The sequence below is a fragment of the Flavobacterium sp. LMO8 genome (assembly GCF_009495755.1).
Lineage (GTDB): Bacteria > Bacteroidota > Bacteroidia > Flavobacteriales > Flavobacteriaceae > Flavobacterium.
In genome coordinates this window covers 159,400-183,805 of sequence record NZ_WIBJ01000028.1, presented here as the reverse complement: position 1 = coordinate 183,805, position 24,406 = coordinate 159,400, and the positions used below count along the sequence as shown (strand labels likewise).

The following is a 24,406-nucleotide window of genomic DNA, read 5'->3' as shown; positions in this document are numbered from 1 at the left end:
AAAGTGTTAATTCATATTTTGAATTTCTAGTTGGTGCATTTTGTGTTTTCATATTTATAATAACTTCAAAAAAAGAAATAGCTAAATACAGTTATACCATTTTTAGAAATTGTTTTTACTTATTCTTTTTGTCAGTAATTTATGGCTTTTTCAAAGAGAGCATGAGTTTTTTTTTATTTTCAAAATATTTGTTATTACTATTTTTTGCATTTGCAATTTTTAAACGATTTACAACTTTTTTAATTTTTATTGGAATTAACTTCATCCTTTTATTCGTTCTTACTATTATAAAAAACGAAGAAACCTTAAACATTGTAACCCATACAAATGCTTTGTTTATTATTTTAATTATTCATTTAAGCCAAATAATCCAAAACATTAAAACAAATCAAAGACTAATTTTTACACATGACATTATAAACAATACAAACTCAATTATTATTGCTACTGATAATTTGGGAAACGTGCTTTATTGTAATGATTCAATAAAAAAAATATTAGGATACAATCCAGACGAAGTGTTAGGAAAGGCCTTTTGGCAATTAACCGAAGATGCTGAATTTGTAGCTGGCGACTACAACGATAAATTTAAAACAAATACAGTATATTTTAGAAAATTAAAATGCAAAAATGGCGAATATAAATTTATTCAATGGACCGATTTTAAACAAAAAAACGACACTTTCGTTGCTACAGGACAAGAAATAACCTCAAAAATTAGTTTGGAGAACAAGTATTCTAATTTAATTCAAAATGCTAAAGATATCATATATGAGAGTGACCGTTATGGGAATATCATTTACGCTAATAAATTTTCAATTCAAACATTAGGTTATGAATTAGAAGAACTTTTAGGGAGTCATTTTAGCGATTTCATTAGAGATGATTTTAAAAATACGGTGTCAAAATTTTATTCAGATTCAATCTCAGAAACTGATGAATTTGAAATATTAGAATTTCCAATAATAAAAAAAAATGGTGATGAAATTTGGGTATCTCAAAAAGTAACAATTAAAAGAGATGAGAATGATGTGGCATCTGGTTTTTCTTGTATTATTAGAGATATTACGACTACAAAACTTATTGAATTAGAAGAACACAAACGAATTGAAGAAATTAGTAGATTAAACTCTATTTCCAACAAACTATCAACTTTAAATTTCTTGAATTTTCCTGATTTTGAAACACTCTTAAAACATATTTGCAAAGAAACAGCGATTGGATTAAGGATTGATCGAGCTGCATTATGGGATTTTAATGAAGACCATATTAATTTGAAAAATATTTACGTTAAAAGTGAAGATAAACATTATGCAGACCTATCTATCCAAAAAAAAACTATCAGTAATTATATTTCAAATATCGAAACTGAACCAATGATTATTGCATCCAATGTATTCCATAGTGATTGTTTATCTGAATTTAAAACTGAATACTTTCCAAAATACGACATTAAATCATTATTAGATATACCTATCTACATTGGAGGGGAATTAAATAATATATTATGCCTTGAAGCTACTATTGAACATAGATATTGGACCAATGAAGATATTAATTTTGCAAAGACAGTAGCTGAAATAATTGCTCTTTCTATTGAAACAACTAGACGCAAAGAAGCTGAAAATCAAATTATATACAAAAACGAAATATTAACCGCAATTGCAAAGGTCACTAGTAACTTATTAATTCATAAAAACAAAGACAATATTTTTGATAAATCTATTGAACAAATTGGAAAAGTACTTAAAGTAGATCGTTTTTACTACTTCGAAAATAATGACAAAACTAATTTAGTAAGCCAAAGATTTGAATGGGTTTCTGACAATAACTTGACCGAAATTAACAATCCAAATCTTCAAAATATCCCTCATGAAGAGTTTTCAGATTTTATGCAAACTCTTTTAAGTAAAAAACCATTTATAAGCTTAATTAAAAATATAACTGATGGCGATTTAAAAGATTTACTAATTGCTCAAAACATTGTTTCTATCCTAATAATTCCTCTTTTTAATAAAGATACTTTTTTAGGTTTTATTGGTTTTGATGATTGCAAAAATGAACGCATCTGGACCGATGAGGAAATTAGTATTCTTCTTACACTTTCAAACAATATTTCTTCCACGATTATAAGAATTAACAATGAAAAAGCAATTGCTGAAAGTGAAGAAAAATTTAGACTTCTAGCAAATAATATCCCAGCTTCAGTTTTTTTAGTTAAATATGATGAATTGCGAACAAAAGTCTATCTAAATGACGAAATAGAAAAACTCACTGGCTATCATCGTGATGATTTTATGAGTAATAAGATTTCATTGCTTGAACTATATCACCCTGAAGAAAAAGATGAATTGAGAATTATTATTGACAAAGCATTACAGAAGAAACAACCATATAAAGCAACTTGCCGTATTCGAAAAAAAGATGGTTCCTATGTTTGGGTTGAAGAATACGGAGAAGGAATTGTTATTAATAACGAAATAAGTTATATTGAAGGTGTTTTAATTGATATTACGGAAAGAAAAATTGCCGAAGAAGCAATTATTGCAAAAGAATTAGCAGAATCGTCTAACAAAGCTAAATCTGAATTTTTAGCAAATATGAGTCATGAAATTAGAACACCATTAAACGGAATTATTGGGTTTAGCAATTTGTTATTAAACTCTAATTTAAGTGAAATTCAAAAACAACATATAGAAACCGTTAGTCAATCAGCCTCTACACTTTTAGATGTCGTAAACGATATATTAGATATTTCGAAAATCGAAGCTGGAAAATTAATTATTAATAAAGAAAAAACAAGTCTTCACAGCATCATAAATCAATGTGTTGATATGATGAAATTCATGGCTCATCAAAAAAACCTAGAATTAATTGTGAATATTCATAATGATGTCCATTGCGTTATATGGGTAGACGAAATTCGATTGAAACAAATATTACAAAACTTGCTAAATAATGCAATTAAATTTACACAAAATGGTCAAATTGAATTAGAAATTTCGACAGTAAATAGAAATAAAAACTCCACAAAAATCAAATTTAGCGTTAAAGATACGGGTATTGGAATAAAAAAAGAAAACAAGAAAAAAATCCTAGAAGCTTTTACTCAAGAAGACAATTCTACAACTCGAAATTATGGCGGAACCGGACTTGGGTTAACAATTACTAATAGCTTATTAAAACTAATGAATAGTAAATTAGAAATTGAAAGCAAACTAAATATAGGCTCAATTTTTAGTTTTGAATTAGACCTGCAATCAGAACTTTGTAGTCAGCACTTACAAATCAATAAGCTTCATTTTAAAAAAGCGCTGATTATTGAAGACAACCAGTTGGTGAACTCTATTTTAAAAAATATGCTAAAATCTTTTAATATAGAAACACAAATTTTTCAAAATAACACAGAAACCATTTCTGATTTTATTAAAGAAAACCAAATCGACTTACTACTTTTAGATTTAGAATATCTTTCCGAAGTCATTACAAATAAAATCATTGAAGAATTAAGTAATTCCATTTCCATAATTGTTATGCAAAATTCTAATTGCAATTTCAACGAAAACGGAAATAATGAAAAGGTTCAAAGCATAATCAAGCCTATAAAATACGATGCGCTACAAAATTATTTCAACCATAATTCTAAAAAACAAACTATTCCTACATTAAAAGAAACCATTCATTTAAACAAAATAAAAGTATTGATCGTAGATGACAACAAAATAAACATGCTTTTAACTAAAACACTCGTAAGAAATAAACTCCCTAATTGCACTATTTATGAAGCTAAAAATGGTAAGGAAGCAGTTGAAATAACCCAAACCAATAATCCTGATCTTATTTTTATGGATATTCAAATGCCAATTATGAATGGTTATGAAGCTACAACTGAAATAAGAAAAACAAATTCTAATACCATCATTATTGCCATTACTGCAGGTATAATAACCGGCGAAAAAGAAAAATGCTTAGAAGCCGGCATGAACGACTTTATCATAAAGCCAATCGACAAAAATTTATTTGAAACCACTTTAATTAAATGGACAAATAGTATTCCTAATTAATTCTATTAGTATCTTTGCCGTCTATTTGAACTTAATTCAGTTGCTATGAATCAAAATGTTAAAGGCTTTTCAAAATTATCTAAAAACGAAAAAATAAATTGGATTACCAATACGTACTTCATAAATCCAGAAGAAGCAAAACAAAGCATCTTACAATATTGGAATTCCGATGAAAATTTACAAAAACTGCATGACGAATTCATCGAAAACACTTTAACTAATTTTTATCTTCCATACGGAGTAGCTCCAAACTTCATCATCAACGGAAAAAGCTATACAATTCCAATGGCAATTGAAGAAAGCTCGGTGGTAGCTGCAGCTTCAAAAGCAGCAAAATTTTGGGGCGAACGCGGTGGTTTTAAAACAACTATTATCAATACTGAAAAAATTGGACAAGTTCATTTTATTTTCAATGGAAATGCTGAAAAACTAACCACTTTTTTCAACAAAATAAAACCAACTTTCTTCGATGAAACAAATGAAATTACCAAAAACATGCAAAAGCGTGGTGGCGGAATTTTAGACATCGAACTTAGAGATAAAACCAACGAAATTCCAAATTATTACCAATTACATGCTACTTTCAACACAAAAGATAGCATGGGTGCGAATTTCATCAATACCTGTCTAGAACAATTTGCCAAAACATTAGAAAATCAAGCACAAGAATATACTGATTTTACTTCGGATGAAAAAAACATTCAAATCGTAATGAGTATTCTGAGTAATTATGTACCCAATTGTGTTGTACGTGTAGAAGTTTCTTGTCCGATAAACCAACTTTCAGAAGATAAAAACATTGATTCAGCCGAATTTGCTCAAAAATTTGCAACCGCAGTTCGAATTGCAGAAGTAGAACCTTACAGAGCTGTCACTCACAACAAAGGCATCATGAACGGAATTGACGCAGTAGTTTTAGCAACAGGAAACGACTTCAGAGCCGTTGAAGCTGGAATTCACGCTTATGCCAGTAAATCAGGACAATATTCGAGTTTATCGCATGTAAAAATTGAAAACGATATTTTCACTTTTTGGATGGAAATTCCATTAGCATTAGGAACCGTTGGTGGACTAACTTCATTACATCCATTAGTAAAATTCTCAATGGAATTATTAGGAAAACCTTCTGCAGAAGAATTAATGCAAATTGTAGCAGCCGCTGGATTAGCTCAAAACTTTGCTGCATTACGCTCTTTAACTACAACTGGAATCCAACAAGGGCACATGAAAATGCACTTAATGAATATTTTAAACCAACACAAAGCTACCAAAGAAGAAAAGCAACAAGTATTAGATTATTTTAAAAATACTACCGTTTCTCATAGTTTGGTCGTAGATTATTTGGAAAAAATCAGAAGTTAATGGAAACCCAAACTTTTTACAGTAACGGAAAATTACTCATTACAGGCGAATACGTTGTTTTAGACGGTGCGAAAGCTTTAGCATTGCCTACAAAATTCGGACAAAGTTTAGTGATAAAACAAGGAACAAACAACCAAATCAAATGGACAAGTTTTGATGCTGATAAAAGTATTTGGTTTGAAGACTTAATTTCGTTTGAAGAAATAAAAGACAAAATTATTTCCGAGAGCAATTCTAATGTAAAAAACACTTTAATTGAAATTTTACATCAGGCTTTTATTCAAAATCCAACGTTTTTAGAAAAAGAAGGCTACAAAATTGAAACCCATTTAACTTTTCCAAGGCTTTGGGGTTTAGGAACTTCATCTACTCTGATAAATAGTATTGGTGATTGGCTAAATATTGATGCATTTGAATTATTGCAAAAAAGTTTTGGAGGAAGCGGTTATGACATTGCTTGTGCGAAATCGAATTCCCCTATTGTGTATCATTTAGAAAACGAAAAACCAAATTTCAAAGCGATTCATTTCAATCCAACTTTTAAGGAGAATATTCATTTTGTGTATTTGAATCAGAAGCAAAGTAGCAAACTAGCGATTGCTAACTACATGTCAAAACATCATAATGTGAATGCGGTGATTTCAAAAATCAACACCATAACTTACGACACCATAGATTGTAAAGAAGGAAAAGAATTTGCCAAACAAATGGAAAAGCATGAAATAATCATGAGTGATGTTTTAGAAATTGAAACCATTCAAGAGAAACTTTTCCCAGATTTTAAAGGTGTAATTAAAAGCTTAGGGGCTTGGGGAGGCGATTTTGTAATGGCAATTTCTAAAGACAATCCAAAAGACTATTTCAAAGAAAAAGGCTACTCAGTAGTACTTTCTTACGAAGAAATGATTTTATAAACTCCTTTTACAAATTAATATAAAACAAAAAACCCGAATATTGCTATTCGGGTTTTGTGGTACCTCCAGTACCATTAACTTTTAATTTGATTAATTTCAATTAATACTACTTAACAACAAAAACCCTTTAATTTATTAGGATTAAACCTCATTTAAACATTTTAAAATAAAATAATTTTAAATAACATTAAACTTTAAAACACCCTAATAAACACCCTATTCATATTTTTACTATATTTGTATATAGCTTTAATTATATGATTAAGACAATTGAAAACAGCAACGGGATAGTTAGGTTTGCCTTTAAAGACGCAATTAAAAATCTTGAAATCGAGAAGAAAAAAGACAGCTTAATTTTTCTCCATTTTTCTTATGGCGGAAACAGATTCAAATACTCAACAGGCTATAAGTCTTGTTTTTCCGATTGGGATTTTGATAAACAAAGAATAAAACAAACAAAATCTAATATCATAAATGCCATAGAAGTAAATGAGTTTTTAAGCAAGCTTGAAAATGTAATAAAGAAAGAATATTCAAGATTAATAGCAGAACAAGCAGTTGTAACAAATGTTACATTAAAACTTTTTTTAGATAATTATTTAAATAAAAACATTGTTATAGACAACTCTAAGCCTAAAACTTTTTTTGAATTTTCCGATGAATTTTTAGAATTAAAATCAAAGGAAATTAGTATAATTACAAAGCGTTCATACAAACAAACCTTACTTAAAGTTAAAAATTATGGAATAGAACACAATGAAAAAATCACTTTCAACACTTTCAATAAATCATTTGTATTAAATTTTATAGAATATTTACAAGAGAATGATTTTTCACATAATACTATTTCAAAACATTTAAAAAACCTAAAAACTTTTTTAATTGAGGCTAATCAAAAAAAATTAATCAATACTATTGATTTCAATGTTAAAGATTTCAACTTTACCCCTGAAGAAACAACGGCTATTTATCTATCAGAAAACGAATTAAATCAAATGCTTGAATTAGATTTGTCCGATAAAAAACATTACGAATTAGCTAGAGATATATTTTTAATTGGTTGCTATACAGGGCAAAGAATTTCAGATTACAATGGACTAACAGCATCATCAATTAAAAAAATTAATGGAAGAGATTTTTTTTCTATAAAACAAAAAAAGACAGGAGCTAGAGTAAACTGTCCTATTACAAAAGAAATCAAGCAAATAATGGATTTAAGACACAACGGCTTGCCACCAAAAAAAATCTTAGAAAAAGACTTAAATAAATACATTAAAAAAATTGGACAAGAACTTAAATTGAATCAAAAAATTGAGTGTATTAAAAGAAAAGGCGGAAAAGAAATTAAAGAATATATTTCTAAATCTGAACTAATACACTCTCATACCGCCAGAAGAAGTTTTTGCACAAATATGTATTTAAAGAAAATGCCTGTTTTTGATATTATGCATTTTTCAGGACATAAGACAGAACGGGAATTTTATAAATACATTAGAATTGCAGGAGAGCAGAGGGCTTCACATATTGTTGATAGCGGTTTTTTTAATATTTAAAATATAAAGTAACAACAATTATAAATGAAAACACCTGTGAATAATTTCTTCATTCAAAAATTTATAATAAACAAATCCTTCGTCAGTTTTAATAATTATAGGGGTTCTAAACCCAAGACCATCAATCATTTTATAGTTGATTTTAAGTATTTTATATATTAATTCAGCATCAGATTTTTCATCATCAACTAACCAAAATATATACTCATTAACAAAAAGTAAACTTTGTATCCAATTTAGATTTAAAGTATCATTAAGTTCTTTACCAACATCGTCACAAATCTCATATTTAACACCAACGGTTAATGGCATATACAAAATTGCAAAATCAACATTTTGAATCAAATTATTAACCACTAAGTAATTATTAATTATGAAATCACAATTAAATTCATATTTATTAAATCTAGAAATCACAAACAATTTTCCGTTTGTAATACCATCTAACTGAAACTTTTCAGTAAATTCTTCTAAAGTGTTGTTTATTTTTAACAAACTTTCAACCTTTATTACAAATTTACTATCTGAGCTTCTTAAAAAATCTGTATCAATATATTCTATCATGAATAAATTTTTATAAAAGATTAAAATCAATATGATTTTATTAAATAAAAACACAAAGTAATAAACGCATATTCAAGAAATATATTTTACCGTATAATTATAACAAGTTTACGGATTCCCGCATTTTAAATTCCTTTTATTAATTTATATTTGCTACAAACATTGAATAAATGACTGCCGAACAACTCAAAGAACTTGAAAACCGACTGTGGAAAACCGCCGACGATTTACGTGCCAATAGCAAACTAACTTCTTCAGAATATAGCTTTCCTGTTTTAGGGCTTATCTTTTTACGCCATGCGTACAACCGATTTGTAAAAGCTAAAGTAGAAATAGAAAAAACACTTCCTGTGCATCCTGTACGTGGAGTAAGACCTATCAATAAAGAAGACTTTTTAACCGCCAAAGCTATTTTTTTACCCGAAAAAGCACAATGGACTTATTTAGCTAATTTACCTGAAAGTGAAGATTTAGGCGAATGCATTAATGATGCCATGCGTAGTATTGAAAATGAATATGAAGTTTTAAGTGGTGTATTACCTAAAGAATACAGCTTGTTTGAAAAAGACCTAATGCAACGTTTAGTTCGTGTATTTAATGACGAATCTTTAAACGATGTTACAGGCGATGTTTTCGGTCGTATTTACGAGTATTTCTTAAACAAGTTTGCCATGAGTGGCGCTCAAGAAGGTGGCGAATTTTTCACACCTCCATCATTAGTAAATACTATTGTTAAGATTATAGAACCTAATCATGGAATAGTTGCCGATGTTGCTGTAGGTTCAGCAGGTATGTTTGTGCAAACCGCTCATTTTATTGAGGAAGAAGAAGGTGCAGATGCTACCAACCAAGTAACTTTTTACGGTCAAGAAAAAGCCGATACCAATACCAAACTTGCCAAAATGAACATGGCAGTGCATGGCTTAGAAGGTTCTATTTTGCAAGGAAATACCTTTTATGAAGACAAACACGATTTGTTAGGAAAGTGTGATTTCATTATGGCAAATCCTCCGTTTAATGTAGATGGAATTGATAAAAGCAAAGACAGTGTAAAAAAAGACCCTCGTTTGCCTTTTGGATTGCCTAAAAACGACAACGGAAACTATTTATGGATGCAGTATTTCTATTCGTTATTAAACGAAAAAGGGAGAGCAGGATTTGTCATGGCTTCTTCGGCTTCGGATGCAGGACATAGCGAAAAAGACATTCGTCAAAAATTAGTAGAAACAGGTGCGGTAGATGTAATGGTTTCTATTGGAACAAAATTCTTTTATACCCGTTCTTTGCCTTGTACACTTTGGTTTTACGACCGTGAAAAAGAAAACGACGCCCAAAGAGCTGATACAACTTTAATGCTCGATTTAAGAGACGTGTACCGAAAAGTTTCTTCCAGCTTACACGATTTCACAGATGAGCAATTAAACAATATACAGGCGTTAGTAGGGCTTTATAGAGGTTCAGACAAGTATTTTGTTCGTGCTTTGAAAAACTACGCTCAAAACGCCAATAAGGAACTAAATAAAGCACAAGCTTCGGCACAATTACTCTTAGAAAGTTATAACAATGCTATTTTGCCTTATGTAGAGAAATTAGCACCTAAAGAATTAGTTACCGTTTTTGACAAAGAACTACAAGCAGACGATTTAAAAACCATTACCAAACTTGCCAAAAACAAAACCGAATTTGAAGTGGCTTTTGAAAGTTGCTCTAAAAATAAAACCTTAGACAAGACCCAAACTACCGAACTTAAAAAAGCAAAGAAAGATTTTAATGCTACTATAAAAGCCTTAAACCATTTTTGCAAAGAAGCAGGAAAAGACAACGATTTACGTAAAAATAAAGATTGGAAAACCAATGTTTTAGAAGTAGTAAAAACTTTAGAAACCGAGTTTGAAGTGTTTAGCAATGCCATAGACCAAATAGTTTATTTTAATAGAGAAAGCCATTGGTTGTTAGACCGCTTTCCTGAAGGCGTTTATAAAGACAATGCAGGTTTAAACAAAGTAGTAAATCGAGAAGAAATTGCCCAAAATGATTATAGTCTTACCGCAGGGCGTTATGTAGGTGTAGCACCGCAAATAGATGATGATTATGATTACGAAGCCCGAATGGCAGAAATAAAAATAGAACTACAAAGTTTAAATGAAGAAGCCGTTACACTTGCCGAACAAATACAGTCTAATTTAAATGAATTGGGGTTATGAGTTGGGAAAATAAAACCTTAGGTGATTTATTAATTATCAAAGGCGGTAAAAGACTCCCAAAGGGCTGTGAATTTATAACAAAACCTAATAACCATCTATATATTAGGGCAAGAGATATTAAAGACGGTAAAATTGATGTTCAAGAACCTGCTTATATTGATGAGAATACTTTTATACAGATTTCAAATTATATAGTTAATAAAGATGATATTGTTATTACAATTGTTGGTGCAAATATTGGAGATATTGGAGAAATAACAGAAGAATTTGACGGATGCAATTTAACTGAAAATGCTGTTAAATTAATACCACATAACTTGAATGAACTCTATCCTAAATTTTTAAAATATTCAATATATGGCGATTATCAAAAAAACAAGTTCCAACAAATAGCATCAGGTTCGGCTCAAGGTAAACTTGGTATTTATAAAATTAAAACCTTTGAAATCGAAGTTCCCAAAATAGAAACCCAAAAACGCATTGCTTCTATTTTATCCAATTACGACGATTTATTAGAAAACAACCTGAAACGCATAAAGTTATTAGAAAAAACGGCACAGAATATTTACAAAGAATGGTTTGTTAATTTCCGTTTCCCTAATTATGAAAACACAGCTTTTGATAAAGAAAGTGGTTTGCCTGTGGGGTGGAGTAAACTGAAAGTAATTGATTTTTTTGACTTTGTGAAAGGAATTGAAGTTGGAAGCAAGAACTATCTTAATGATGAAGCAATTAATACAATACCTTTTTTAAGAGTTGGAGACATCAGCAAAAGAGATAGCGGTATTTTTGTTTATCAAGAACTTGTAAAAGACAAAACTGTTGACGTTAATGATATTTTAATATCATTTGACGGAAGTATAGGTAATATTGGATATGGTTTATTCGGTGCTTATTCCTCAGGATTGAGAAAGATTCTTGATAAGAATGATAGTTTTGGTAAAACTTTCAGTTTATGCCTTATGAAATCTGATGAAATTCAGCAAACAATTAAGGCTCATGCAAAAGGTTCAACAATTCTCCATGCAGGCTCATCTATTCAATATTTGGAATTTGTAAAGCCTTCAGATGAAATATTAAGAAAATACAAAAATCTCAACGAACCATTTTTTGATGAGATAATAAATCTAACTGTTCAAAACCAAAAACTCAAAGAAGCGCGAGATATACTGTTGCCGAGATTGATGAATAGAACGATAGAAGTGTAAGTAATTCTTGAAAAAATATGCAAATGAAAAATTTTGTTAAATACTTAAACAGACACGGTGTTTTTGTAATTCTTCCATTTTTTATGTATCTCATTTTTAGATTAATGTTAGTGGAAGAATGTAATGAATTTGAAAGATATGGTTTTGGTTTTTTCTTTTTTTTCTTTCTTATCATTAGTAACTTTTATTTTGTTCTATATCAAACAGAAAAAATTCACGAACACGAAGATAATAGTGGTGGACGTTTTAAATTTTTAGCTCATACATTAGGAATAATATTTTTTTTATCATTAACTTTTGCTTCTTACTATTGGTGCTTATTTGATTATAATAAATCAAGTTTTCTAAAAGTTAGTGAAGCAAATGAATATTTAGATTTCTTTTATTATAGTTTTGGTGTTTTTATAATGAATAATACAAGTGAAATTCAACCTAACAGTTTATATGCTAAATTATTTGTTGGAACAGAAATGTTGACAGCTTTTATAACTCTAATTTTAATTTTAGCAAATTATAAAGATTTGAAAGCCAAAAAGAGTCTGAGTTAAAAAGAAAGCGGAAAAGCAATTGAAGATATGATGATAAGATTATAAAACTTTATTAATAAAAAATCAAGCTAAAAATTGAAAATAATTTTATTATTTAAACCTATAGCTTAAAAATAATTTGCTTAATTCAAGTTATAACTTTAAATTTGTGTTATTATTTTAAAGCTAAAGATTGATGAAAAACACAAAACAACAATTGCTTTTAGAGCAAACCAACAAAAAAATAGCTACACTAAAGCCATTACAAGCGGTCGTGCCGCCACCAAAAGGTTGGGTAAATATGGTGCGTATTGCTTTAAAAATGTCGTTACGTCAATTAGGAAACCGCATGAATTTTTCGGCTCAAAACATCAAGCAAATAGAAGAACGAGAAGTAAATGGTACTATTTCTATTAATTCATTAAGAGAAGTGGCTAATGCTTTAGATATGCAGTTGGTGTATGGTTTTGTTTCAAAACACGAATCGTTAGAACAAATGATTGAAAAACGAGCAAAGGAGTTAGCAGTTGAAATTGTTATGCGTACAAATACTACAATGACTTTAGAAGACCAGCAAAATTCTAACGAACGCATACAAAAAGCTATTGCTCAAAAAACAGCAGAAATAAAACACGAAATGCCTAAGTATTTATGGGATTAAAAATAGAGTACATAGATGGGCAAACCGCATTAAGTGAGGAGGAAATGGAAGGACTAAAAATACCTTCTATTACTACTCGTGGCGAGTTAGACGAATTTGAGCAACTTAATATTGAAAAAGCAATTGAATGGACTTTTCGTTTAAAATTAAAACCCGAACAATTGTTTACCGAAAAGTTTGTACGAGATTTACATAAGAAAATGTATAACGATGTTTGGAAATGGGCAGGAAATTTTAGAAATTCGGAAAAGAATATTGGTATAAAAAGCTATCGTATAGGAATGGAATTAAAACAACTACTAGACGACGCTTTGTTTTGGTTTCAAAACAACACCTATTCAAAAGAAGAAATAGCTATTCGGTTTAAACATAGAATAGTAAGTATACATTGTTTTCCAAACGGAAACGGAAGACATTCTCGTTTAATAGCCGATTTAATTATGAGCAAATTATACGACGATAATTATTTTTCTTGGGGAAAAGGGAACTTAATAAAGGCAAACGAAACAAGAGAAAACTATATTAAAGCATTAAGAGAAGCCGACAATCAAAACTATCAACCATTGATAGACTTTGCAAAATCATAACTATGGGTAACAATTATTCAGAAGACCAATTAATAGAGCAAACTTGTATTGATATTTTTAAAAATCAATTACAGTGGGAAGTTGCTAATGTTTTTAAAGGCGAAACCTTTGGTGTAAATGGCACTTTAGGTAGAGAGTCAGAATCTGATGTTTTATTAAAAGCACGGTTTTTTGAAGCCATAAAAAAACTAAATCCAAACTTGCCACAACAAGCTTATGATTTAGCTTTTGAACTCATTAATGAAGATGATGTTACTAAGGCTATTGCCGAACAAAACCATGAAAAATATAATTTTTTAAAACAAGGAATCCCTGTCACTTTTAAAAACGACAAAGGAGAAATTATCCGAAACAAAAAAATAAAAGTTTTTGATTTTGAAAACCCACAAAACAACAATTTTATTGCTGTTCAACAATTATGGGTAGAAGGAAAATCTAAAAGAAGAAGAAGACCTGATATTGTAGGTTTTGTTAATGGAATTCCGTTGTTATTCATAGAATTAAAAGCACACCACAGAAAATTAAAAGTAGCTTTTGAAACCAACTTAAAAGACTATAAAGATGTAATTCCTAAAATGTTTCATACTAATGCTGTTATTATTTTAAGTAACGGTTTTGAAAGTACTATTGGAGCAATTACTTCAAAATTTGAACATTTTCACGAATGGAAAAGAATTGAAGAAAATGAGGAAGGAATTATTAGTTTGGATACTATCCTAAAAGGAGTTTGCGAAAAATCAAGATTTATAGACCTTTTTGAAAACTTTATTTTATTTGATAATTCAATAGGTTCAATAGTAAAGTTAGTGGCTCGTAACCATCAATTTATTGGTGTAAACAAAGCAGTTCAACATTTTAAAAAACAACAGGAAGACTACAAAAAAGGATTGTTAACTAAAGAAGAGGCGCAAAAGCTAGGTGTATTTTGGCACACACAAGGCTCAGGAAAAAGTTACTCTATGGTTTTTTTATGTCAAAAGATATTAAGAGAATTGGGCGGTGGTTATACCTTCCTTTTAATTACCGATAGAACCGAATTAGACAATCAAATATATGCTACATTCTCAGGAGTTGGAGCGGTCACAAATGCCAATGTAAAAGCTACTAGTGGAGATAATTTGAAAGAACTTTTAAAAGCAGATCAACGTTATATATTTTCATTGATCCATAAATTTAATTTTGATGAAGTAATTACAGAACGTGATAACATTATTGTAATTAGTGATGAAGCTCATAGAACACAAGGCGGTTCATTGGCAATGAATTTACGTCAAGCATTACCAAACGCTTCCTTCATTGGATTTACAGGAACGCCACTTTTCAAAGATGATGAATTAACAAAAAGAATTTTTGGAGATTATGTTTCTACTTACGACTTTAAACGATCAGTAGAAGACGGAGCTACTGTTCCATTATATTATGAAAACAGAGGAGAAAAACTTCGTTTAGATAATCCACAAATTAATGATCAAATTAGAGAGGCAATTGAGCAAGAAGAATTAGATGATGATCAAAGAGATAAATTGCAAAGATTATTTCAAAGAGAATATCCAATTTTAACGGCTGAAAAACGATTAAGAGCTATTGCAAAAGATGTTGTTTATCACTTCAATAACAGAGGTTATAAAGGAAAAGCATTATTTGTGGCTTTAGATAAAGTTACTGCTGTTAAAATGTATAATTACATTACGGAAGAATGGAATAATTACGTTTTAGAGAAAGAAAAAGAGATAAACAATATAACAGAACTGCAAGAGCAAATAGTTGCTCAAAATCAGTTAAAATGGACAAAAGAAACTGAAATTTCAGTTGTAGTAAGTGGTGAACAAAACGAAATAGATAAATTTAGAGGTTGGGGTTTAGATATAGAACCACACCGCCTAAAAATGAATACTCGAGACCTTGAAAAGGAATTTAAAGAAGAAGAAAATCCGTTTCGTTTAGCTATAGTTTGCGCCATGTGGATTACAGGTTTTGATGTAAAAAGTTTATCTACTTTGTATATTGATAAGCCTTTAAAATCCCACACTTTAATGCAAACCATTGCAAGAGCAAATAGAGTCCACGAAGGTAAAAACAACGGTTTAATTGTAGATTATATAGAAACCTACAAAGCTTTATTAGAAGCTTTAGCAGTATATGGCAGTAGCGGAGGAAAAGGTGAACCAAAACCTGGAGAGCCTGAAACACCAATAAAACCATTAGAAGATTTAGTAGCGGAGTTAGACGAAACTATAACAGCTACAGAATTATTCTTAAAAGATGAATGTAAGTTTGATTTAAAATTAATTATTGATGCTGAAGATAATTTATATCGAATTAAATACATTCAGGATGCTTACGATGCTATTTGTATAAGTGATGAAACAAGAAATAAATTTGGGGTATTGGCTAGAGAAGTATTTAAAAAATACAAAGCATTAATGCCTGATGAATCTATTTATTCTTTCAGAGATAAAAGAGACGCTATTAATGCAGTCTATTCTATGATGACCAAAAATATAGATGAGGCAGATATAACACCATTGATTGCTAAAATTCAAAATGTAGTAAATGAGTCTATAAACACTCTTGATATTTTAATGGAAAAGTCAGAGAGCTATGGAACAAAGATTGATTTAAGCGGTTTGGATTTTCAAAAAATACAAGAAGAGTTTTTAAAACCTGAAACAAGAAAAAATATCATGGTTCAGGAATTAAAAGACCGCATCAATAAAAAATTAGAAAAACTATTGGCACAAAATCCGTTGCGAGTTGATTTTTACGAAAAGTATCAAGAAATTATAGAACAATATAATTTAGGTAAAGAATATGCCTCAGTAAAAGAGCTATTTGACAAACTTATTAAACTATTTGGAGAACTTACTGAAGAAGAAAAAAGAGCTAAAAAAGAAGAACTTACAGAAGATGAATTAGCAGTTTTTGATTTATTAAATTCAGGGAAGAAAGTAACAGATAAAGAAAAAGTGCAATTAAGAGAAACAGCAATTAAATTATTAAATAGTTTAAAGGAAAATGAATTTAAAGTAACCCAATGGGCTTCAAAAACTCAGACTTCTTCGGCTGTAAAAAAGTCGATTAATAATTATCTATTTGAGCTGTTACCATATCCAACTTATGAAGATGGAGATATAGCAGTTAAAACAGAGCTTTTATTTGATTTCTTTAAAACGCAGTATGGGAATTTTAATAGTGTAGCTTAATTTATTAAGTATAAATAGTAGAATTAAAGAAAATAAATAGTTGTTGAGATGTGAAAATACTTAATTATCTAGCTATTACAAACCAAACAAATACAAGTATTTATTAAATAATTGACAGATTAACAGTTAAAATGTTGTGTAATTCGATTATTTTTACTATATTTGCAAAATAAATACAGTATCTAAAAACTGATTATATCAGTTAGAGTAGTGTTAACAACACTCACCAACCTGTTTATCTTGGGATTTAAAAGGTGGTTCAATGATGCGGACATTTAGTCAAATAAATCTTAAATACTATGAAAAATTACTTTCTCCGTAAAAGAATAAATAACAGTTTATTCTCAAATCTTACTATTTTAAAAACAAACTTGAAAGGTTTGTTTTTTTATTTTAATTCATTTGTACTTGAATGGTGTGAATTATTGTTTTTAAAATAACTTGACTTAAGTCAAAATTACACAACAAAACAATATTAATAAAACCTAACATTATATATGACAGAAGCAAATCCAAATATTTTAATTCAAATCAGTAAAAATGATTTAAAACAACTTATTCAAGAAGCAGTAAAAGAAGAAATGAGTAAGATTAATGATGCAATCAGATTGAATCCAAAAGAATCTGAAAGTAAATCAGATTTATTAACAAGGAAAGAAACCGCTGAACTTCTAAGTGTTTCGGAGACTACTTTATTTCTATGGAATAGAGATAAAAAATTAGAAAACAAGAAAATAGGCAATCGGGTTTATTATCTTAAAAGCGAAGTGATTTGCAAACTTAACTCAGTCGCATAAACTCTTTCTAGCCATTTTCAGGCGCAATTTCAATTAAATTATTAACCAATATTCAAGCGTTGTGAAACCCTCGCTAGGATAACTATTTTCAAAAATTAAAAAAATGAAATATTACATATTAAAACCAAAAAAACTGAACCTTGAAAATCTTGTAGATATATATCAACCTGATTTTAAATTTAACCTTGATAAAGCTTATTTAATTATCTATTTAGTTATTAAACTCTCCAATAAAAAGAACAATTCAAACGAAGTACGTTTAAGTTCAAAAATGTTGCAATCAATGATTGGGTACGATTATAACAAATACATTAAATTTTTATTAGAAAATTATTTAGGTCACGGAAACATACTTAAAGGATACAGATATTCTAAAGGCAGTACTTTTGGATATAAATTAACCGATTATTTTTTTAATAACGGTTTTGAGTTATATGAAATTAGCGATTACAAATTGATAAATAAATACAAATCAATATTTGTAAAAAATAAAATTAATGAGCAAGTTAGGAAACACTATTATTTCCTGTTGAAATTTTTCAAAAACAAAAAAATATCGGTTTATGAGCCGTTTCAAGCAATTGAGATGACAAACTCTTTTGAAACTAAAAAAGGTCTTAAAAACGCCCTAGAATTAGTAAATTTTATGAACGGTGAATTTAAGTTAACTCTAAAATCTCGTACCGATGGAAGAGTACATTCTAATTTAACAAGATTGTCAAAAAAATCAAGACAGTTTTTGCAGTACGAAGAGGAAAATTTATCCGAAATTGACATTTCCTCTGCAGTCCCATTTATTCTATATTTAGTTATGAGAATGTATCTAGATAACAACCTAACCTATCTAACTAATTTTTCTTATAGTAATTCTAATCTATTCATTTATATGTTGGATGAAGTTACGGGAGATATAGAAAAAACTGAGCTTAACGATTTTGGAGAGTCAATAATTAATGGGAAGTTGTATGAGCAATTTAGTGAACTGTTATTGAATCAAGATTTTTATGAATCAAAAGGAATAGAATTTAATAAAGTAATTAAATATTATCAATTTGCATTTAAAGAAATGTTTGGGTATTATTTTGATGGAGATTTAAAAGAATTAAAAGATTTAAAAAAATTTGCTAAAAGAAGATTTCTTTCAATGCTATTTGCAAAAACGAGTAAATATCATTTTGAACAGCTTGTTTTTAAAGAGTTATATCCAAGTATTCATAAATTTATTAATGAGTATAAAAATGCCAACCAATATAAAGATTCAGAAACAATGATATACAGCAAAAAAGAAAGACATAAAAAACTTTCTCATTTATGTTTTCAGTTTGAAGCAAAAGTTATGATTGATAATATTGCTAGAGAATTTGACGTAATGTATAAAGGAAAGGTTCCTGTTTACACAATACATGATTGTTTATTAACCACTTCTAGTAATGCAGAAGAATTAAAAACTTTTATGCAAAATAAATTTATTGAATTGTTTGGCATAGCACCTAATTTAACAATTGAATATCTTAATCCTTATAAACAAATAAAGCAAGCTAGCTAAAAACAAACCCGCCAATTAAAGCGGGTTTTTTTATTTCTTTTTCTTATCATCAAAAAATGAAGCAATTAAAATTAGAAGAAAAATAAAAAATCCAATTTTTATTAAATCAAAAAATCCAAATGGTTCTGAATCTTCTTCCTCCATTCTTAAATCAGTCAAAACACTTGCTTGCAAAAAAACATATAAAAAATAATTCATAATCTATTCTTTAACATAAACATAGCCATCTGGGTCTGCTCCAGAAGCAAAATTATCATAACTAAAAGAAGTACTACTCAATTTGTAAAAATAATGATACACAATAGTACTGCCAAAAGTATAATTCCACATATAAAACTCATTATTAGATTCCTGATTTACAATATATAAACTACTGTTTGCACAATATGAATCTTTTACACTTAAAGGCGTGCTAGCCAAATTACCATCACTTTGATAATCATAATAAACAACATCATTATTTGTTATTACTATTTTACTGTCAATATAAGTTTCCATTCCATTGCTATAATAATGCACCCATGAACCTAATAGCCAGCTAGGAGGGTTTAAACAACCACTAGAGGAGTTGTTATCGTCTGTGTTTGAACAACTAATTATTATAGTTGTGAGAAATATTATAGAAATAATTCTTATCATAAATTATATTTTAAAAATTAATTAGAATCTATTATTTTACGCCCTTTTACTACAACTCCATACCCGTTTTGGTCATAGTCCCAAGAATCTGTTATTTCTCCATCTCTTGAACAATCAATGTTCTCTAAATATTCCCAACTTTCATTTACCCATTCTGTATAGTTACTAGAAGGAGTTGATGTTTGCAATCTTTCATTGCAATTACAAGTATTAGTAGAATCATCTGACGAACACGATAAGACTAATAGATAAGCAAAAATAAAAATAACTTTTTTCGTAATATTTAAAATTATACGAGTTTATGAAGTGTTCAATCAGAATCCTTACGAAAATCCGTAAACACAAATTAATTTTACAAATATTAGTAAAAAAATTAATATAACACAAATATGTGTCTGTTTAATTTGTTTTATATGTTGAATTTTATTTCGTGGTAGAAAATGAAGAAAAAGAAATAATCAAAACTCTCGGAGGAAAAATAAGAAAACGCAGATTAGAACTAAATCTGTCGCAAGAACTATTATCTTTTGACTCAAACATACCAAGAAATCAGATAGAAAGGATTGAACGTGGAGAAATTAACACTTCAATAATCACTCTTTACAGATTGTGCAAAGTATTAAAAATAGATATGAGGGATTTATTCTAACCACTTTATGTGACTTACATAATAATAGAAAACAAAAATCCCAATTAAATACAAAGTTCCTTATTTAATAATAAAGAATAACAATCAAAAATATATAAGCGTATAACAGTCTTAATCTTCCATCCGAGTAGATTATACTAAAAATTGGTGATTTATGTACGCCCCCCTTAATGTGATAATTGGAAAAATCTAAAACTAAGTAACAAAATAAACAATTAGATTCAAATAGGTTTAATTAAAGCCTCATTGATTTTAAAAACACCCTGTGAAACACCCTAAAAACAAAAAACCCTTAAAAACTTAATGTTTCTAAGGGTTAAAAGTGGTACCTCCAGGGATCGAACCAGGGACACATGGATTTTCAGTCCATTGCTCTACCATCTGAGCTAAGGTACCTTTACAATTTAGAGCATTACTGCTTGCTGATTGCGGGTGCAAATATAGAACGATTTTTATATTTTCCAAAACAAATAATAAAAAAAATCAATTTGTATATTTGCACTTCATAAAACAAAACCATGATTTTAACAATCGATATTGGAAATTCAAGAATTAAAGTTGCTGTCTTTGAACACAATAAGCAACTTGACTTTTTTATTTTTGAAACAAATGAAGCGCTTAAAAACTTTGAAAATATTTTTCAAAAATATCCCAATCTTCAAAAAATCATCCTTTCTTCAGTTGGAAAACTAGATGAAGAAGTGATAGAATTTATTCAAAATCGATTCCCAACAGAAATTATTGACCACAAATCGAAGTTTCCTTTTACCAATTTATATGCAACCCCAGAAACTTTAGGAATTGACCGAATGGTTTTAGCCGCTGGCGCAACCTTAATGTATCCCAATCAAAATAGATTAATTATTGATGCCGGCACTTGTATTACTTACGATTTTGTAAATACTAAAAATCAATATTTAGGAGGCGCCATTTCACCTGGAATTAAAATTAGATACAAGAGTTTAAACAATTACACTTTAAAATTGCCATTATTATCGATAAGCGAAGATTTTAATCTTGTAGGAAATAGTACAAAAAACGCCATTCATAGTGGGATAATCAATGGTGTAATCTTTGAAATTGAAGGGTTTATTTCACAATATTCTCTTAAAAATCAAGATTTAACAATAATTTTAACAGGAGGAGACGCAGATTTTTTGGCTAAAAGATTAAAAAGCACCATATTTGCCAATTCAAATTTCTTATTAGAAAGTTTGAACTTATTATCACTATACATACATCAAAAATGATTAAAAAACTTATAGTATTAGCTAGTATATTTTTATCTATAAATTCTTGGGCTCAAGACAATACAGCATCACCTTATTCATATTATGGTCTTGGAGAAATCAAATTTAAAGGAACTGAAGAGATAAGATCCATAGGAGGTTTAGGTATTGTTGCTGACAGTATTCATTTAAATATTTTAAATCCGGCATCTTATTCAAAATTAAGGTTTAGCACATTTGCGATAGGATCTACATCTAATTTTACAACTTTTAAATCAGATAATGTAAGTGAAAAATCTCAACGCACTAATTTAAATTATATAGCAATTGGGTTTCCAGTAAAAAAGTTTGGCGTGTCTTTTGGCTTAATGCCTTATTCCGCTGTAGGATATAAAATTGAAAATACAGAATTTAATATTATTGACAACACAGAAAGAAACAAAAGATCTACTGGAAATGGAAACATTAATAGCCTTTTTGCGGGAACAGGATATACAATTAATAAAAATTTTAGTGTAGGAATTAACGTAAATTATAACTTTGGTGAGATAGAGTCACAATATGTAGAAAGTATTTATTCGCCTTTTATTTTACAATTAAGAAGTAGAGAGAAAAACATTTCTAACATAACAGGGCTTTCTTTTAACGCTGGCTTATTTTATAGCACAAAATTAAAAAATAATAAAAACTTATACGCAAGTTTTACATATAACCCTGAAACTAAATTAACTTCAAAAAATAGCAGAAACATTGCAACAATTATTTACAATGTTAATGGACAAGAACTAATAAGTAATCCTTCAGAAGATATCGCAGTTGATGACCAAAAACTAGTCATTCCTTCTAAATATAGTTTAGGTGGTGGAATTGGAGTTAAAAACAAATGGTTATTAGGAACTGAAATTACTTTTACTGAAAACAGCAAAACAACAAATCGTTTTGGTAAAATTGATGGTGTAACTTACGAAAATTCAGCAAGAATTGCATTTGGAGGATATTTTATTCCTAAATATGATTCATTTTCAAGTTACTTTAGTAGAATAACATACCGAGCTGGTTTTAGATATGAAAATAGTGGCTTAGTAATAAGAAATGAAAGCATAAACGATTATGGCATGAATTTTGGATTAGGCTTGCCAGTAGGATTATCAAAAATCAATTTAGGTTTTGAATATGGTAAAAAAGGAACCACCACTCAAAACTTAATTCAAGAAAACTATTTTAATATAAATGTAGGATTCTCGTTAAATGATTTATGGTTTAGAAAAAGAGAAATTAATTAATAATTTATAGTACCCGAAAAAATGAAAACGAAATTAACTTTACTATTTATAGCAGCAGCTAGTTTTTTTGTTCAAGCACAAAACACAGAAGCTTGTACTGAAACATTAAGCTTAATGGCTACTTCAGTTAAAGCTAAAGATGTAACAGCTTACGACTATTTAACTACTTTGAGAAAAGATTGTCCTTCTTTCCACAAAAGTATTTACTCTTTTGGCGAATTAGCTGTTAAAATGAAAATCGAAAAAGCAACAACACCTCAAGATAAAGAGAAATATGTTCGTGATTTATTAAAATTATACGATGAGCACGATCAACATTTTCCAGGTAATGGTGCTGGAAATAAAATGAAAAAGGGGTTAGCATTATTTGAAAATAAAATTGGTACTAATGATGAAGTATATCAATTATTGGATGATGCTTTTAAAACTGATTATGCAAATTTCAAATATGCAAAAGCAATGTATGTTTACTTTGAAATCTTAGTAAACAACCACAAAGCTAATAAAGGAGTTGAATTACAACAAGTATTTGATAAATATGACGATATTTCTAAAAAACTTGACGAAGAAGAAAAAGAATTATCAGAAGAGAATGATGGTTTCTTAACAAGAGAAGAAGCTGGACAAGTTTTATCTGACAAGGAAAAAACAAGAAAAGCAAGAATTGAAAACAGTTTAGAAATCTTTGGAAATGTTAGAAATGACATGGACAACATTGTTTTAGAATTGTCTACTTGTGAAAAACTTATTCCATTTTATCAAAAAGGATTTGAGTTGAATAAAACTAATGAGGAATGGTTAAAAAGAGCCGCTAGCCGTTTAGATGCAAAAGGATGTGATTCTGATCCAATATTTTCAAAAATATCAGAAGCGCTTTATAAATTAAATCCAAGTGCTGAAGCTGCGTATCAGTTAGGTGTAGTAGAAATTCAAAGAAAAAATACTACTAAAGCTTTAGATTATTTCAATCAAGCTGCTGACTTATTCACAGACAACACTAAAAAAGCAAATGTATATTACAGAATTGCGGTGATGTATAGCAAATCTAATAAAGTGCAATCACGTACTTATGCAAGAAAAGCATTAGCCGTAAAACCATCATTTGGTAAAGCCTATTTATTAATTGCTCAATTATACGGAAGTAGCATCAATGATTGTGGAAACGACCAATTTGAAAAAAGAGCGATGTACTGGTTAGCAGCACAATATTGCGACAAAGCTGGTGCAGTTGATTCATCAATCAAAGCAACAGCAAATAAAACAGCTGCAAGCTATAGAGCTGCCGCTCCTTCTAAAACAGAAATTTTTCAATCTGGAAAAGCAGGCCAAAGAATTGCTTTTAACTGTTGGGTTGGTGAGAGCATTGTAGTTCCAAGTTTATAAGATGAAGCTATTCATTAAAAATAACATTTTAAA

Annotated in this window: 20 protein-coding genes, 1 tRNA gene and 1 riboswitch; of the genes, 16 read left to right on the top strand and 5 right to left on the bottom strand. The window is 29.1% G+C overall.

From position 1 onward, the window contains the following. The first annotated feature begins 161 nt into the window (after positions 1-161). From GFJ94_RS05730 to GFJ94_RS05715, 4 genes are all read left to right on the top strand, one after another. A complete protein-coding gene (locus GFJ94_RS05730) occupies positions 162-4,064 on the top strand; it encodes a PAS domain S-box protein (RefSeq protein ID WP_162523799.1) in 3,903 nt (1,300 codons plus the stop codon). Positions 4,065-4,109: 45 nt separating this feature from the next. Next, positions 4,110-5,426: a hydroxymethylglutaryl-CoA reductase, degradative gene (locus tag GFJ94_RS05725; protein WP_153200612.1), complete on the top strand. Its 1,317-nt coding sequence runs from the start codon at positions 4,110-4,112 to the stop codon at positions 5,424-5,426. After that, a complete protein-coding gene (locus GFJ94_RS05720; protein ID WP_153200611.1) occupies positions 5,426-6,340 on the top strand; it encodes a GYDIA family GHMP kinase in 915 nt (304 codons plus the stop codon). Before GFJ94_RS05725 ends, GFJ94_RS05720 begins: the two co-directional genes overlap by 1 nt. A gap of 257 nt (positions 6,341-6,597) precedes the next feature. Next, on the top strand, positions 6,598-7,893 hold the full coding sequence (locus GFJ94_RS05715; protein ID WP_153200610.1) for a site-specific integrase: 1,296 nt from the start codon (positions 6,598-6,600) through the stop codon (positions 7,891-7,893). 18 nt (positions 7,894-7,911) lie between these two features. Here the strand turns inward: GFJ94_RS05715 and GFJ94_RS05710 are convergent, their stop codons facing one another. Continuing rightward, a complete protein-coding gene (locus tag GFJ94_RS05710; protein WP_153200609.1) occupies positions 7,912-8,457 on the bottom strand; it encodes a hypothetical protein in 546 nt (181 codons plus the stop codon). Between the two features lie 170 nt (positions 8,458-8,627). Between GFJ94_RS05710 and GFJ94_RS05705 the strand changes: the two genes are divergently transcribed. The 8 genes from GFJ94_RS05705 to GFJ94_RS05670 all read left to right on the top strand — a co-directional run bounded on the left by GFJ94_RS05705 (position 8,628) and on the right by GFJ94_RS05670 (position 19,190). Then, positions 8,628-10,661: a class I SAM-dependent DNA methyltransferase gene (locus tag GFJ94_RS05705; protein ID WP_153200608.1), complete on the top strand. Its 2,034-nt coding sequence runs from the start codon at positions 8,628-8,630 to the stop codon at positions 10,659-10,661. Next, a complete protein-coding gene (locus GFJ94_RS05700; RefSeq protein ID WP_153200607.1) occupies positions 10,658-11,869 on the top strand; it encodes a restriction endonuclease subunit S in 1,212 nt (403 codons plus the stop codon). The genes GFJ94_RS05705 and GFJ94_RS05700 overlap by 4 nt, the downstream gene beginning before the upstream one ends. A 23-nt stretch (positions 11,870-11,892) precedes the next feature. Beyond that, positions 11,893-12,417, top strand: a complete 525-nt coding sequence (locus GFJ94_RS05695) for a hypothetical protein (RefSeq protein WP_153200606.1) — start codon at positions 11,893-11,895, stop codon at positions 12,415-12,417. Between the two features lie 175 nt (positions 12,418-12,592). Then, entirely contained in the window at positions 12,593-13,057 is a 465-nt protein-coding gene (locus GFJ94_RS05690) for a mobile mystery protein A (RefSeq protein ID WP_153200605.1), read from the top strand. Beyond that, positions 13,048-13,644 carry a mobile mystery protein B gene (locus tag GFJ94_RS05685; protein ID WP_153200604.1) on the top strand — a complete coding sequence of 199 codons (597 nt, stop codon included), beginning with the start codon at positions 13,048-13,050 and terminating at the stop codon, positions 13,642-13,644. Before GFJ94_RS05690 ends, GFJ94_RS05685 begins: the two co-directional genes overlap by 10 nt. Before the next feature lie 2 nt (positions 13,645-13,646). Next, complete coding sequence (locus tag GFJ94_RS05680) at positions 13,647-16,847, top strand: type I restriction endonuclease subunit R (protein WP_153200603.1); 3,201 nt, start codon at positions 13,647-13,649, stop codon at positions 16,845-16,847. A 193-nt stretch (positions 16,848-17,040) separates the two neighbouring features. Continuing rightward, positions 17,041-17,144, top strand: a riboswitch (SAM-I-IV-variant riboswitch). A gap of 200 nt (positions 17,145-17,344) precedes the next feature. Next, the gene (locus GFJ94_RS05675; RefSeq protein WP_153200602.1) at positions 17,345-17,644 is read left to right on the top strand and encodes an AlpA family transcriptional regulator; all 300 of its coding nucleotides are present in this window, start codon (positions 17,345-17,347) and stop codon (positions 17,642-17,644) included. A gap of 103 nt (positions 17,645-17,747) precedes the next feature. Further along, positions 17,748-19,190 carry a hypothetical protein gene (locus GFJ94_RS05670; RefSeq protein ID WP_153200601.1) on the top strand — a complete coding sequence of 481 codons (1,443 nt, stop codon included), beginning with the start codon at positions 17,748-17,750 and terminating at the stop codon, positions 19,188-19,190. A gap of 30 nt (positions 19,191-19,220) precedes the next feature. On the opposite strand, the gene GFJ94_RS05665 is transcribed toward GFJ94_RS05670, so the two are convergent. Genes GFJ94_RS05665 through GFJ94_RS05655 form a run of 3 tightly spaced genes read right to left on the bottom strand, consistent with a single transcriptional unit; the run spans position 19,221 to position 20,017 of the window. Continuing rightward, the gene (locus tag GFJ94_RS05665; protein WP_153200600.1) at positions 19,221-19,388 is read right to left on the bottom strand and encodes a hypothetical protein; all 168 of its coding nucleotides are present in this window, start codon (positions 19,386-19,388) and stop codon (positions 19,221-19,223) included. A 3-nt stretch (positions 19,389-19,391) separates the two neighbouring features. Then, entirely contained in the window at positions 19,392-19,829 is a 438-nt protein-coding gene (locus tag GFJ94_RS05660; RefSeq protein WP_162523798.1) for a hypothetical protein, read from the bottom strand. Between the two features lie 17 nt (positions 19,830-19,846). After that, a complete protein-coding gene (locus GFJ94_RS05655) occupies positions 19,847-20,017 on the bottom strand; it encodes a hypothetical protein (RefSeq protein WP_153200598.1) in 171 nt (56 codons plus the stop codon). 242 nt (positions 20,018-20,259) lie between these two features. Here GFJ94_RS05655 and GFJ94_RS12735 point away from each other — a divergent pair, with 242 nt between their 5' ends. Further along, positions 20,260-20,478 (top strand): helix-turn-helix transcriptional regulator, encoded by a 219-nt coding sequence (locus GFJ94_RS12735; protein ID WP_153200597.1) that lies wholly within the window; start codon positions 20,260-20,262, stop codon positions 20,476-20,478. A 323-nt stretch (positions 20,479-20,801) separates the two neighbouring features. On the opposite strand, the gene GFJ94_RS05645 is transcribed toward GFJ94_RS12735, so the two are convergent. Beyond that, a tRNA-Phe gene (locus GFJ94_RS05645) sits at positions 20,802-20,874 on the bottom strand. 122 nt (positions 20,875-20,996) lie between these two features. On the opposite strand from GFJ94_RS05645, the gene GFJ94_RS05640 reads away from it, so the two are divergent. Genes GFJ94_RS05640 through GFJ94_RS05630 form a run of 3 tightly spaced genes read left to right on the top strand, consistent with a single transcriptional unit; the run spans position 20,997 to position 24,373 of the window. Further along, entirely contained in the window at positions 20,997-21,728 is a 732-nt protein-coding gene (locus tag GFJ94_RS05640; protein WP_153200596.1) for a type III pantothenate kinase, read from the top strand. Further along, on the top strand, positions 21,725-22,990 hold the full coding sequence (locus GFJ94_RS05635) for a hypothetical protein (RefSeq protein ID WP_153200595.1): 1,266 nt from the start codon (positions 21,725-21,727) through the stop codon (positions 22,988-22,990). The genes GFJ94_RS05640 and GFJ94_RS05635 overlap by 4 nt, the downstream gene beginning before the upstream one ends. A gap of 21 nt (positions 22,991-23,011) precedes the next feature. Further along, positions 23,012-24,373 (top strand): lipopolysaccharide assembly protein LapB, encoded by a 1,362-nt coding sequence (locus tag GFJ94_RS05630; RefSeq protein ID WP_153200594.1) that lies wholly within the window; start codon positions 23,012-23,014, stop codon positions 24,371-24,373. Positions 24,374-24,406: the final 33 nt, after the last annotated feature.

Excerpts from the sequence above, each read along its gene's own strand:
- GFJ94_RS05695 (WP_153200606.1), top strand. The coding sequence starts at position 11,893 with ATGAAAAATTTTGTTAAATACTTAAACAGACACGGTGTTTTTGTAATT.
- GFJ94_RS05680 (WP_153200603.1), top strand. The coding sequence starts at position 13,647 with ATGGGTAACAATTATTCAGAAGACCAATTAATAGAGCAAACTTGTATT.
- GFJ94_RS05725 (WP_153200612.1), top strand. The coding sequence starts at position 4,110 with ATGAATCAAAATGTTAAAGGCTTTTCAAAATTATCTAAAAACGAAAAA.
- GFJ94_RS05690 (WP_153200605.1), top strand. The coding sequence starts at position 12,593 with ATGAAAAACACAAAACAACAATTGCTTTTAGAGCAAACCAACAAAAAA.
- GFJ94_RS05675 (WP_153200602.1), top strand. The coding sequence starts at position 17,345 with ATGACAGAAGCAAATCCAAATATTTTAATTCAAATCAGTAAAAATGAT.
- GFJ94_RS05720 (WP_153200611.1), top strand. The coding sequence starts at position 5,426 with ATGGAAACCCAAACTTTTTACAGTAACGGAAAATTACTCATTACAGGC.
- GFJ94_RS05630 (WP_153200594.1), top strand. The coding sequence starts at position 23,012 with ATGAAAACGAAATTAACTTTACTATTTATAGCAGCAGCTAGTTTTTTT.
- GFJ94_RS05700 (WP_153200607.1), top strand. The coding sequence starts at position 10,658 with ATGAGTTGGGAAAATAAAACCTTAGGTGATTTATTAATTATCAAAGGC.
- GFJ94_RS05705 (WP_153200608.1), top strand. The coding sequence starts at position 8,628 with ATGACTGCCGAACAACTCAAAGAACTTGAAAACCGACTGTGGAAAACC.
- GFJ94_RS05665 (WP_153200600.1), bottom strand. The coding sequence starts at position 19,388 with ATGAATTATTTTTTATATGTTTTTTTGCAAGCAAGTGTTTTGACTGAT.
- GFJ94_RS05730 (WP_162523799.1), top strand. The coding sequence starts at position 162 with ATGAGTTTTTTTTTATTTTCAAAATATTTGTTATTACTATTTTTTGCA.
- GFJ94_RS05660 (WP_162523798.1), bottom strand. The coding sequence starts at position 19,829 with ATGATAAGAATTATTTCTATAATATTTCTCACAACTATAATAATTAGT.
- GFJ94_RS05685 (WP_153200604.1), top strand. The coding sequence starts at position 13,048 with ATGGGATTAAAAATAGAGTACATAGATGGGCAAACCGCATTAAGTGAG.
- GFJ94_RS05670 (WP_153200601.1), top strand. The coding sequence starts at position 17,748 with ATGAAATATTACATATTAAAACCAAAAAAACTGAACCTTGAAAATCTT.
- GFJ94_RS05640 (WP_153200596.1), top strand. The coding sequence starts at position 20,997 with ATGATTTTAACAATCGATATTGGAAATTCAAGAATTAAAGTTGCTGTC.
- GFJ94_RS05635 (WP_153200595.1), top strand. The coding sequence starts at position 21,725 with ATGATTAAAAAACTTATAGTATTAGCTAGTATATTTTTATCTATAAAT.
- GFJ94_RS05710 (WP_153200609.1), bottom strand. The coding sequence starts at position 8,457 with ATGATAGAATATATTGATACAGATTTTTTAAGAAGCTCAGATAGTAAA.
- GFJ94_RS05715 (WP_153200610.1), top strand. The coding sequence starts at position 6,598 with ATGATTAAGACAATTGAAAACAGCAACGGGATAGTTAGGTTTGCCTTT.